This is a genomic window from Endozoicomonas sp. ALD040, assembly GCF_049275945.1.
Taxonomy (GTDB): domain Bacteria; phylum Pseudomonadota; class Gammaproteobacteria; order Pseudomonadales; family Endozoicomonadaceae; genus Endozoicomonas_A.
The window spans coordinates 7,042,677-7,056,341 of the sequence record NZ_CP184829.1 but is presented as its reverse complement, the minus strand read 5'-3'; the positions used below and the strand labels follow the sequence as shown (position 1 = coordinate 7,056,341).

General features: G+C 47.7%; 2 protein-coding genes. Both read right to left on the bottom strand.

Annotation, left to right across the window (positions count from 1 at the left end; genetic code table 11):
* Nucleotides 1–247: 247 nt before the first annotated feature.
* Nucleotides 248–6,499, bottom strand: coding sequence for a hypothetical protein (locus ACOJUN_RS25485; RefSeq protein ID WP_422134636.1), 6,252 nt, complete (start codon nucleotides 6,497–6,499; stop codon nucleotides 248–250).
* 78 nt (nucleotides 6,500–6,577) lie between these two features.
* A complete protein-coding gene (locus ACOJUN_RS25480) occupies nucleotides 6,578–13,420 on the bottom strand; it encodes a hypothetical protein (protein WP_422134635.1) in 6,843 nt (2,280 codons plus the stop codon).
* Between the last annotated feature and the right edge of the window lie 245 nt (nucleotides 13,421–13,665).

Sequence of the window (13,665 nt, the reverse complement as noted above, 5' to 3'; positions counted from 1 at the left end):
GGCTCCAAGAGTGTAGAAGCAAGGAATACTTTCTGCATGGATGAACGACCATTCAGGCACATTTTCCCTGAAGTATTTCTCTCAGCCGTTGGCAAACAGTTTTATAGTTAGGGAACTTCAGATAATTTTCGTGCCGGGTCCAGCCAGCCATTGAGTGAGTATTTTTTTTTTACTGTGAAAAGTGCATATCAGGCGAGGAAGCCACTGTTCTGTTACTTGTGCCCATGGCTGTCAATTGTCCATGGCTTCAATTGTCCATGGCTGCTGGTGGAAAGCCTGATTGAGGGGCGTTTCTCTTATCATGATTGTGAAATTTTTGATCATCGCTCTTTTGCGATTCGAAAAAGGCTCCGAGAGTGTAGAAGTAAGGAATACTTTCTGCATGAGAAAACGACCATTTAGGTACATTTTCCCGGAAGTATTTCTCCCAGCCATTTTCAAACAGTTTCATGGTGCGATCACGGCGTTCACGGAACTGCAGATAATTTTCGTGCCGCATCCAGCCATACATGGTGTTGTTGCCTTTAACACGGCGTGCATATTCTTCATCGGTTTCACTGAAGCCCTGTGGTGAGGCAATAGCGGTACGCTGCAAATACTCATTGTACGTTTCACCCAGGCCGCACCAGCGATTAATTTTGTCAAGACTACGTCCAAGAGGTCCACCCAGCCATTGAGTGAGCATCTTGTTGTCGTTCATAAAAAAGTCGAAAGTGAGGCTTGACGCCAGTACGAATCCGAAGATTTGTGCATAGGTGATTCCGAATAAAAAGCTATGAACGTATGCTCCGAAAGTGGCTACCGGACCCAGCACCAGACCAGCTGTGGCCGAGGCCAGAGTCTTTATTTTTTGAGGTGTCACCCGGTGCAGCAGAGGTACCTGAACCCCTTGCCTGGAACCCATGGATTTTACTATTTCGGGCACCAGACGGGTAATACTGCGATACATATGCGGGTTAGCATGGTTTTGTCTGGTAAACAGCATAACGCCGGTTGCCAGCAGTATGACTGAAGATTCGGTCCTGCCAAAGGGCATGGCCAGCCCGAGCATTTCAGAGACTTGTTCAACTCCGCCGTGGTAGACATATTGGCCGGTTCGGTCAAGATCAATACCATAGTATTCCAACCAGTGCTGAAAAGGTATGATCATTCTGTGCATGTAATCCCCCCTGTTGGTGAGATCCAGAATGTAGAGGCTCAGCGTGTCTGACAAAGACACTTCGACAGCATTCCAGGCCTTAGTCGATGCCAGCAGTGGTTTGTAGCTGATGTAGTACCAGGTGACAGCCTGTACCAGAGAGGCTGAAGGTTTGACCCAGTAATCCTTTAGCTGAAGCTCAACTGCGGTGGCCTGAGCTTTCATCAATGTGTCATGGGTAACCTTGATCAGTTCTGATTCCAATATTCCGGCAGCATTGGCGTAAGGTGTCAGGGTATCCTGAATATTGGCCAGAAATGCTGCTGTCCTGCGGCCATTTTCAAAGGCAATATCATCCAGCACGTAGTTGGCGATAACAGCTGTTGCGTACTCCTTCATACCGGCAACAGACTCTCTCATACCTGCCGGGCCGGTTGCAGTCACGGTCACGGGAATAAAGGCGCTTTGCATAAACTCTTCAGCGCCTTTGTCGGATAGCATCCTGACGGCCCTAAAGAAGTGGTGCATGTCGACGCCGTGTTTGCGGCCCATATAATAATCAAGTTCGCCCTGTGCCGGATAACCGGGGGCACCTCCTTTGACGATCTTTACAATTCGGATGATCTTTATGTAGCTCTCAAGTTCAACCTTGCTAATCAGACCTTCACGGAGCAAAGTCATAATCTTGTTACCACTGGCAGAATGGCTGGCGAAGTATTCCGGGAAGCTTTTCAGGTCCCCCGGTTCATGCTCTACGAAGTGAATGGCCGCTTTGCCCATGTCGCTAATGACATCGTCGTATTGTTGGGCCCCTGTTTTTTTCTGATGGATGGCCCAAGACGACAGAGATTCGACATGTTCGATGGCACTCTGAGGTCGAAATGAAATAGGCTTGAGAGTTGATTTCGGGAAGGTCTTCAGGCTCTTTAAAGCTTGCACAATCCGACCGGCTTGTGCAAACGTAATTTTGTCTCCGACCATTCCCTGCATGCGAATCGCTGCAAAATCATCGTCAAAATTGAAAGTCGAAAGCATCACTGTCAACTTACCGCTTTCTCTTGCCGCTTCTTCCAGGCCAATTGCGGCTTCCAGAGCCTGTTTTTTGAGAGGGTGCTGCTGCGTGAATTTACGGATAGTGTCCAAAACTTTTACCTGTTTCGGCGTGTACTGGAAGGGACCAGAGTCACTGTCGACAGCTTGCTCTGCAGCCTTAAGGACTCCTTTTATTCTCTCAATGTCTGCTTTCCTTAATTCAATCTTGCCTTGCAGATCAGCCTGTTCCTGAATCAGGTGTCGGACAGTGCCACCATAACCATCATTTCCTCCATACTCTACCTTTCTGTTTCTCAGGGCATTAAGCCTTTGTTCAAGGGTGTCAGCAGGGGCTGGTTCAAGACCCACGTCTTTTTCAGTGGTTTCAAGAACCGCTTTATGAAAATCCGTCAGAGCGGTTTCTGCTTTTGATACCGCATCACTGGATTGCTCAAGGGCTAAATTCAGCCAGGCCATTTCGTTTTCCCGTTCGGCTTTAGCCTGCTCATCGAAGTCTCCTGGATCGATAACCTCGCATTTTTTACGCTCCAGATACTCTTGTGCATTCTTTGCATCGGCCACTTTCACACTTTTCCTGTCGTGTTCACGCAGGAAGTCTGTGAGCTGAGTGTACCTTTTCCTGTTATAAAGCAGTTGACCCAAGGCTTCATCGTCTTCGTTCTGACCATGAGAATCTGCACAGGATGCGGTGGCAATCAAATAATCAGATGCTTCCTCTAAACCGGGGTCACCTGTTGTCTGGATGTCCAGACCTGATTTGATTCTCAGTTCCCCAAGGATTTCATCTCGTTTTTCTGCACTGCATTCCTGCAGGAAATGCCTGATGTCTTTTAGTCGCTCTTTAGTGGTTTGCTCGTCACTTGCAGCCAGACCCAACTCGATCTGAACTGCTTTCATTCTCTGGTTGAGAGCCAGGTTTTCTGTATCCGGGATATGTTGGAGATCAGCAAGGTTCCCCGCAAATACCAGGTTTTTGCCACGAAGCTTATTCAGTTTGTGATGAAAAGCTGCCAGATCATTTTCAGCTCCTTTAATTTCTCGTTTGGCCAAGGCGACATCACGATCAAGGACGAATCGGGGCTTGGGTCCCAGGCGAGCCATTTGTCTGTCAAGCTCATTCTCGATGGCTGCGATACGCTCATTAACCTCAGGCTGACCCGCTTTGAACACTTCTTTATCCCGATGTTGAGGTGAGATATTTAGCGCGTCTTCCAAAGCGATAAGCTGATTTGCCTGTCGTTTTCTGGCTCGCTGATCCGATTCGTTGATCAATAAGTTGAGACAGTCACGAATATCGGAGAGTAAGGCATCCACTGGCACCGGATCACCCTCCAGATCTGGCCTGTCAGTTGCCATCCGGATAAGCTGGTCTATGTCAGCCAATTGGTCATTTGAGACATCACCGCCATCAAGTTTTGTACGAACCCTTGCCAGTTTTGCTTCTGTGCTATCACTTTCACTGACTCTGTGACCGATGCCGAGTTTGTCTTCCAGGAGTTGCAATATGATCCAGGCCCCTGACTCTTCCCGCTGTCTGGCCTCAGTGATGTATCGACGTATGTCTTCAGAAATGATCTGACGATTGTAATATATATCTTCCCTTTCATTGATGTGACTCTGCTGCAGAATTCTTTCTGCGGCACGAAGTGTCTCAAGAACTTCAGGCGTGGCTCTGGACTGGCCTGGTGTGATGATGTCTTTCAGTTGCTCTTCCAGTGCTGCATTCCTGAGAAGCGTGGAATGCATTGTTGACCTCAGAGCATTGAGTTCTTCTGTCGTGATGACTTCATTCAGCTCACTCTGGTCTTGGCCAGGGGGCGCTGCCAGAGCAGATTTTTCGGGCCTGGTGTAAGAATTCTCTGAGTCCTGTTGTTTATTGATTGTTTGAGTACTGTGATGCAGGCGTTCTGGTTGGACATTCATTGTCTTGATTTTTTCGAGCAGGCATTCTTGTTGAGTCTCAATATCTGCATCGCTATCAAAATCCTGAATGTCTAAACGTGCGGCAATGGTTGCGAAGCGGGTTTTGATTTCAGCTGCTTTTGCAGTATCTGTTCTGGTGCAATGTTGCTGAAGATGTTGAAACACCTCCGATCCCTGCTGCCGAATGCGCTGCTGAATGGCCCAGTGACGGGCTTCAAGGTCAGCGTCGTTATCCGGGCTCAGACCGAGCTGACCTTCAATGGTAGCCAGTCTGCGCCGGGTTCTCTCATTGGCCAGTGTTGCCTGATGTTGCATATGCTGTTGAATAGACTGAAAGCGGGCATCCAGATTGTTTTCATCGACCGGGGTGATACTGAGCTCGCTTTCAATGGCTGCCAGTTTTGCTTTTACAGTTTCTTTATCAGGCTGTCCACTTGCAGTAAATGTCGCGGCTTTGGCCTGATTGTTTTCATGGATTTTATTTTTGATGAGTCTGGTTTGTTCTTCGGGTGGCTGAGTATCATCCCAGTCAGCCATGCCAAGCTCTATTGCCAGTTCTGTGTTGCGAGCCCTTATGGTTTTTGCTGCAACGTCAAGCACCTCTTGTTTCAGGTATGGAATTCGATCGACTTCCTGCTGAAGCATCTGATTCTGATTTTTCAGATCTTTCAGTTTGGTACAATGCAGTTCAATATTATCCTCAAGTCTCTGTTCGAGCTCCTCTACTCTGAGCTTTATCTCATTATGTTCAATGGCAATAGCCCTTCTTTCAACGGCTTCCGACATTGCGTGAAGTGATTTTTTGTTTTGCTCGTTGAGTTCGGCCGTTTTTGCCAGCTGCTCTTTCAGCGTGTCCAGCTCGGCGAGTTGGGCCTCTTTTGCCCGCCGCTCTTCCGGCGTGTTTTCTAACTCAAGATGCTGACGGGCCATATTACCCATCACTTTTTTAACAAATGTTGTATCTTCTCCAATAGCAAATTGCTGCATCAGTTTGTTGACAAAGTCTGTACCTTTTTGAACGTTGTGAAGAAAATGTCGACTCGTCAGAAGATCCTTGAATGCGGGTTTGAAACTGAAGCGTTTTTCGAGTTGAAACAACATCCAGCCCGGCGCAATAGCCGATGACGCAGCACCGACATGTCCTACTTTGAGTTCAAATTCATCGGTTCCGTATGAAGTAGCAATGGTTAATACCTGCTGAACAGATTCATAGTACGCAAGCAATACCATTTTATCCTCTTCAAGTTCAGCATCGTGCTGTATAGCTAAATCAGCAGCAAACTTCTCCAGCAGCTCCATCTGCCTGCTTCGAATGACGTATTGGTAGCTTTTGACCTTACCTTTTTTAAACTGTGCAATGTGGTCATTATCATTAAGGTCGAATCCATCCAAGGGGGCATAGAGGCTTTCCACAAAAGTGAGATCGGTCGGATTCTGCTTCTGACCACGGAAAACAATAACCTTTCCCGTAGCCTCAGTCAGTTCCAGTTTTGGATAACCCCAAGGCACAGGATAAGCCTGAGTGTCATCCTCGACAGTGACAACATAGCCAAGAGGCTGATTGTAGTAGAAGAGCTTATCCAGAGCTCGCTGTTGTAAATCTTCTCCGAGAAGATAAACCTGGGTATAGGCAGAGGTGGCTGCTGCGAAAAGCGCCTCATCATTGACAAAGAGCGATTCACCCAAACGCTCCGGTTCAGGAGGCTGATCGCCTGCAGCGATAAGACGCATAAAAGTGCGCCCGTTCAATTCAATCTCACCTACTGTAAGGGCGGCAAGGGTGACATAGTGATCAGCTTCGCCAAGATTTCCCGCTCTTTCATGCGCGCCTTTCAGCACCCCGGCCAGTTGCTCGGGACTGGCGACTTTTGTTAACGGTTCCAATGGTCGGATACCACCTGGTTGAGTGCGAACAGCCTCAATTGAATCCTGACGGGTCATTCCGTCTCTGACTTCAATGACCAGTTTGCTGTCTTCAAGGTTATGGGTGAACCTGAATATCCCCTCATTACCCACCTTCAGGATTTTGGTGTACTTCTGAGCAACGTCATTGTCGTCTGTTTCAAACTGATCAACAGTTGAAACGCCACCCTGGATGTCAGAAAGAACGTCTGTGAAGCCTTCGGAAGGAACGTCATAGCCTGCTCTGACTTGAGTCTGATCAGGGTAAGTGGTGGTAAAGGATTTGGCTATTGGCTGCTGGTCATGATCCAAAGTTGGCTTAACCATGACCTCACTCTGGATAAACTCCACATGTTTATTGCCCTGAATATCGACAGATTTTATCTGTAGCCTGCGATCAGCGAGTGCCTCTGTTCCAATAACAGAAGAACTGATTGCAATGGCCACTGCAAGGCTTAATGCATTGGGGCCGACATTTGTCATTCTGCTGCCTCAGAGTAGGGTGCTTTTATTGCTGTGAAAAATATTGCTGTGAAAAATGATTGGACGGACAAGCAGCTTTTAATCAAGACTGTATGCTGCCGAGGTTGCAGGTAAAAAGCCTGATTGAGGGGCATTTCTCTTATCATGATTGTGAAACTTCTGATCATCGCCCTTTTGCGATTGGTAAAAGGCGCCAAGAGTATAGGAGTAAGGGATACTTTCTGCATGGGAAAACGACCATTTAGGTACATTTTCCCGGAAGTATTTCTCCCAGCCATTCTCAAATAGTCTCATGGTGCGATCACGGCGTTCACGGAACTGCAGGTAATTTTCGTGTCGAGTCCAGCCATACATCGTGTTGTTGGCTTTAACACGGCTTGCATATTCTTCATCGGTCTCACTGAAGCCCTGAGGCGAAGCAACAGCGGTGCGTTGCAAATACTCATCGTCTGTTTCACCCAGGCCCCACCAGCGATCAATCCTGTCAAGACTTCGCCCCAGAGGTCCACCCAGCCAATGAGTGAGCATCTTGTTGTCGTTCATGAAGAAATCAAAAGCGAGACTTGACGCCAGAGCGAATCCAAAGGTTTGAGCATAGGTGAACCCAGATAGAAGTCCGTGGGCGTATGATCCGACTGTGGCTACCGGACCTAATACGACACCGGCTGCGGCAGAGGCAAGCGTTTTCACTTTTTGTGGGGTCACCCTGTGCAGCAGCGGTACCTGAACCCCCTGTCCGGAACCCATGGATTTCACTATTTCGGGTACCAGACGGGAAATGCTGCGATACATCCGGGGGTTGGCATGGTGCTGTCTGGCAAACAACATGGAGCCGGTTCTGAGCAGAATGACTGAAGAAGCAGCCTTACCCAGCGGCATTGCAAGCCCGCCCAGTTCAGAGAGTTTTTCAAGTTCAGTGTGCCGGAAATATTGGCCAGTTCGGTCAAGATCAACACGGTAGCGCTCCATCCAGTGCTGGAAAGGTGTCAGCATCCTGTGCGTGTAATCACCCCTGTTGGTCAGGTCCAGGAGATAGAGGAAAGACATGTTTGTGAGCGATAGTACTGCAGCCTGCCAGGCGTCAGCCAACACCAGTAGAGGTTTGTAGCTGGAGTAGTACCAGGTGACAGCCTGTACCAGAAAGGCTGAAGGCTTAACCCAGTAATCCTTTAGCTGGCGCTCAACCGCTGCAGCATGAGCCTGCATCAATGTGTCATGAATAGCCTTGATCAGTTCTGATTCCGATAGTCCGGCAGCATTGGCGTAAGGTGTCAGGGTATCCTGAGTATTGGCCAGAAATGCTGCTGTCCTGCGGCCATTTTCAAAGGCAATATCGTCAAGCACGTAGTTGGCGATGACAGCCGCTGCATAATCTTTCATACCGGCAACAGACTCCTTCATACCTGCCGGGCTAGGGGCAGTCACGGTCACAGGAATAAAGGCACTCTGCATAAACTCCTCAGCACCCTTGTCGGACAGCATCCTGACAACCTTGCAGAAGTGAAGAATGTCGGCACCGTGTCTGCAGGCAATAAAGTGTCCAAATTCACCCTCTACCTCATAACCATCGACACCTCTGACGGCCTTCATAAAGTTCTCAAGTTCAACCTTGCTGATCAAACCTTCACGGAGCAAAGTGATGAGCTTGTTACCACTGGCAGAATGGCTGGCGAAGTATTCCGGGAAGCTTTTCTGGTCCCCTGGTTCATGCGCTACGTAATGAATGGCTGCTGAGCCCATGCCAAAGATTTCATCGTCGTATAGCTGTGTGCCTTTTTTCAACTCCATTCTGGCACTGTCCATCAGACGCTGGACTTCTTCCAGGGCACTTAGAGGCTGATCTTCCAGTGGGGTTGCCGGGGATTGAGTCTTCAGACTCCTGAAGATTTCCACAATCCGTCCGGCCTGATCAAACGTCAGGTCGTCTCCGACCATAGCCCGCAAGCGAATCGGTGCAAATTCACCGTCAAAATTAAAAGTCGCAAGGTAGGGTACTAACTTACCATTCCTTTCTGCAGACTCTGCCAAACCCATTGCGGCTTCCAGAGCCTGCTTCTTGAGAGAGTGCTGCTGCATGAACAGGAGCATAGCTTTGCGGGCTTTTTCCTGCTTCAGTGTAAACTGAGAGGGGCCACCCTCATTCTGGACGGCGTTTTCTGCAGTCTTAAGAGTTTCCTTCATTCTTTCAATGTTTACTTTCCCGGCTTCAATCTTGGCTTCCAGACGAGCCTGTTCCTGAATCAGTTGCTGGATCTTGCCACCAGTACCATCAATCCCGCCCAGTTCTATCTGTTTGTTCATCAGGGCAATAAGCCGTTGTGCTCTGGTGTCAGAAGCACCTGGCTTGAGGCCCAGGGCTTTTTCAGTGACCTCAAGAGCCTCTTCATTCTCCGACAGAATTTTTTTCGCTCTTGAAAAAAATTCACTTTTCTTCCTCGGGGTGGGAATCAGCTGCTCTATTTCGTTCTTATTTCTGGTTTCAGCCTTCTCATCAATGCTTCCAAAATCGGTAGTCTTCTGCTTTTCAGGATCCGGATTCTCTTGTGCAGAATTCACTCCAATCAGTTCAGAGGCCAGACCGATAATTTTCCTGTCGTAATCACGCAGGAATTGCGTGATCAGAGAGTACTTTTTCCTGGTTAAAGGCAGTTCCCCCAATGCCTCATCGACGGTATTGATTTCGTCAGGCGTATGAGAACTTGTGGAGACTTTAATGAGATAACCAGATGCTTTCAGTGATCCGAAGTCATCTTTTATCTGGATGTTCAGATCTTTTGCGGCAGCTTCCAGTGTATCAATGGCCTGATCTTGTAATTTGGCATCGATCATCTCAATTAAACGTGTTAGGTAGTCTAAACGTTCTTCGAGGTTTTTCTTATTATCTGTATACAGAACCAATTTGCTCTGAGTTCGTTTCGTTACCTGATTGAGAGCCCTGCCGTCCTCATTCGAGACAGGCTGGACATCGTCGTGAATCTCAGACAACCATGGTTTGCGATGAGGAGTCAGAGTCGCCAGTTTACGATGATCATCTGTCAGTTCACTTTCAGCTTCATTTATTGCTCGCCTGACGGTGGCCAGTTCACGATCAAGAACGTATCGGGGTTTAGGTCCCAGGCCTGCCATTAGCCTGTCAAGCTCATCATCAATGGCGGCGATACGCTCATCGACATCAGGCTCAGCCGTTTTTTTAACTTCGACATCCAGCTGGTACAGTTTTTGCTCAATCAGACTGTTCTGTTCGTCGATGCTGGCATCGTCCTTATAGTCTTCAACGTTGAGTTGACGAGCCATTGCATTATTTCTGTCTCTTCTGACACTTTCATCTTCATAGACTTCGTTTACTTCATCCAATAATGCGTAAATTCTGGCTTTCAGAACATCCTTCTGGTCAGACAGGTTGGTATCTTTTTCTAATTCCACCTCCAGATCCCTGGCCAGTCTAAAAACCAATACCTCGTCTCTTTCTTTGGCAAAAGCGTTTTCATCCGGTTTGATGTTCAACTTTTCCTCTATTGCTTTAAGCCATTTTGTCTGTTGATCTCTGGCTCGCTCCTCCCAACTCTCGACTTTATAGTCAAGACGCACTCGAAGCCAATCGAGTTTCATAGCCTTCTCATCCAGTAGTGTTCTGACTTCTACTCCGAGGGCATTATGTATCTGATCCAGCAGGTCTTCTGAAACATCTTCGCCGTCAAGTTTTAAGCGCACGTTGCAAAGCCTTGCTGCTTTGTCATCATCTTCATTGACTTTGATGTTGAGTATTTCCTCCATTGTTTCCAGTATTTCCAGAGCCTCTTCCTCTGCCCGCTGGGCAGCTTCTTTGATGTATGTCTGCATGTCATCAGCAATAGCCTGACGACGGTGGTAGACATCGTCCTCTTCATTGAGGTCTTTCATCTTCAGAGCTTTTTCTACAGCACCCAGTTTCCGGAGGACTTCCGGTTTGGCTCTGGGGTGCCCCGGAGTTCTGATGTCTTTCAGTTTTTCTTGCAAATCTGCAAACTCGATAACCTTGCTATAGGCTGCATCTATCAGGGCGCTTCGATCCTCTAATGTGCGCTCTTCATTCATCTCTACACCGAGAATGTTCGCCAGAGCATTTTCCCTGACCTTGAGGGAAGCTTCTTTCATCCCGTCCTGAACATTGATTGCCTCAAGTTTCTTAAGCCTGTGTTTTTGATGAACATTGATGGTCTGTAGTTTCATAAGCAGACGATCCTGCTGCGCAAAAATTTCGGCATTGCCGTCAAAATCCTCAATGTTTAGTTGCGCAGCAATGGTTAAATAGCGGGCTTTGACTGCAGTCAGTTCTTCAGTATATGTTCCGGTGCTCTGAAGAAGTTCCTTATCGACCTGAGCCAGCTTCAGCTTCTGCTTCAATTGTTTTTGAATGGTCTGGCAACGGACTTCCGGCTCATTGTCGTTATTCGGGATCAGTCCGAGCTGATCTTCAATGGTAGCCAGTCTGTTGTCGATTGCCTTATCAGTGAGTTCTAACTTTTCTTGCAGGTGCTCTTGAATAAAATGGTAGCGGGCATCCAGATCGTTTTCACTGGCTGGATTAATCTCAAGCTCGTTTTCAATGGCTGCCAGTTTTGCTTTTACAGCGTCTCCCCGAGGCTGTTCTGTCGGGGCATCTGTTGTCGCAACAGGTCGGCTGATTTCATTAATTTTCTGTCTGATGAGTCTGGCTTGCTCTTCTGGTGGTTCAGTATTATCCCAGTTCTCAATACCAAGCTCTTTTGCCATTTGAGTGTTGTAATCTTCTCTTTCTGTCAGTATTGAGTCACGAAATTCTTTTTGCAGCGCTGGAATTCGACTGACTTCTTCCTGAAGATCCTTTAACCATAATCGGTTTTCCAGTTGTTGATGCTGAAAAACTTGATGACCTGCCTGAGCTACCCGTTGCTCAAGTTGCTGATTAATGGCCTGATGACGAGCTTCCAGATCATCCTGGTTATCCGGATCCAGACCCAGCAGATCCTCAATAGCCGCGAGTTTTGTTTTAACTGTCTTTTCCTTAGACTTTTCTGTTACGGCAGCTGTTGAGGCAACTGCTCTGATGATTTCATCAATCCTCTCTATGATGAGTCTCTCTTGCTCATTGTCGGGCTGGGTATCATCCCAGTCATCAATGCCAAGTTCTGCTGCCAGTTGAGAGTTGCGAAATTTTGTGGCTTTCGCTCTGGCGACACGAACTTGTTGTTCCAGCTCCGGGATTTGATCGGCTTCCTGGCGAAGTTTATCGACCCATTTTTTCACGTGTTTCCAATCTTGAAAAAGCCATTCCAGCTGCTCGTCAATTAGCCTCTTGAGTTCTTGTGCTCTCTGCTTTTTCGCTACGCTGATATTGGCTATTTCACTTAAATACTGTAAGAAGTTTTTAAGCTCGCCGAGTTTGCCTGCTTTTAAACTCAGCCCCTCCAGCTTGTCTTCCATCTCAAGCAGCTGTCTGGTCATGTCGCCAAAGACTCGGGTAGCAAACCTGGCGTCGTCTCCAAAAGTATCGGCAGACAATTCCGTTGCAACGGGTATAACTTTCTGAACTTGTTGAACAAATTGCTCGCTGGTCAGAAGATCTCTCAGTAACGGTTTGAAGTTGAAGTGCTTTTCGAGTTGCACCTGTATCCAGATTGGCGTCATGACCGAGGAAGCGACTTTGATATGTGCTGGTGTGAATTCAAATTCATCTGCATTATCGGGATTAGCACTGGTCAATGCCTGCTGAAGCGCTTCATAGCGTGCAAGCATCAACAGTTTATTTTCTTTAAATTCAACACCGAAATAGGCAGCCAGATCCGTAGCAAACTCCTCAAGCATTGCCATCTGCCTGCTTCGGATGATGTACTGATAGCTTTTGAGCCTGTCTTTTTTAACCTTTACCCTGACTGCTGGAGCGGGGGTATCAGCGATATCTTCCTCTCTCAGGTTTAAGAGGCCTTGTACAAAAGCAATATCGGTCGGATTCTGCTTCTGACCCCGGAAAACAATAATCTCCCCCGGAGTCTGTGTCACTTCCAGTCTTGGATGACCATCAGGCACATAATAAGCCTCTGTTTCATCCTCAGCGTGTACAACATATCCGACAGGTTTCTGGTATGCCAAAAGTTCATTCAGAGCTTCCTGTTGTAAAATCTCTCCCAGAACATAAACCTGGGTATAGGCTGAGGTGGCTGCGGCTAAAAGAACCTCATCATTGATATAGAGCGATTTATCCAGCCGCTGCAGTTCAGGAGGCTGATCGCCTGAAGCGACGAGACGCATGAAGGTGCGCCGGTTCACTTCAACGTCGTCTACTTTAATGGAGGCAAGAACAGTGTACTTATCCGCTGCGCCAAGGCTTCCTGCTCTTTCACTGGCGGCTTTCAATACTCCGGCCAGTTGTTCGGGGTCGGCAATTTTTGTCAGAGGTTCTAAACGTTCGGTGTCGGCCAATTGAGCGCGAACAGCCCTGATTGAATTCCGGGATGTCATCCTGTCTCTGACTTCAATGATCAGTTCCTTTTCTGCAAGGTTATGGGTAAACCTGAAGATCCCCTCATTACCAACCTTCAGAACTTTGGTGTATTTCTGAGCAACGTCATTGTCACCTGTTTCAAACTGATCAACACTGGAAACACCACCCTCGATGCCAGAAAGAACGTCCGTGAAACCTTCAGAAGGAACGTTATAGCCTGCTCTGGCCTGAGTCTGATCAGGGTAGGTAGTTGTGAAGGATTTGGGTATGGGTTGCTGGTCATCACCTAAAGTTGGCTGAATCCTGACCTCGCTGTGGGTAAACTCTACATGTTTATTGTCGGAAATATCGACAGATTTTGTCTGCAGCCTGCGATCGGCCAGTGCCTGGGTAGCAATAATGAAAGAGCTGATTGCAACGGCCACTGCAAGGCTCAGCGCATTGGGGCGAGCATTTGTCATTCTACCACCTCAGAGCTAAGTATTTTCAGTACTGTGAAAATCGATTGCCACAAATTGCCACAACCAATGAGGAAGCGGCTTTTAATCGCTTGTTTGATTGGCTTCAGACTTTGCTGGCTCAGAAGTCGGGCTCAGAAGGAAAGGTGACACTTGACGTTAGCGTCTTAGCGGTCATTGCAGGTCGTTGCCTGTTGCCTGATTAATTCAACAGGACTTTTCCGCTTATGCGACTTTTCCTGCTTGCC

Coding starts and splice junctions, on each gene's coding strand:
- ACOJUN_RS25485 (WP_422134636.1), bottom strand. CDS start 6,499: ATGACAAATGTCGGCCCCAATGCATTAAGCCTTGCAGTGGCCATTGCA.
- ACOJUN_RS25480 (WP_422134635.1), bottom strand. CDS start 13,420: ATGACAAATGCTCGCCCCAATGCGCTGAGCCTTGCAGTGGCCGTTGCA.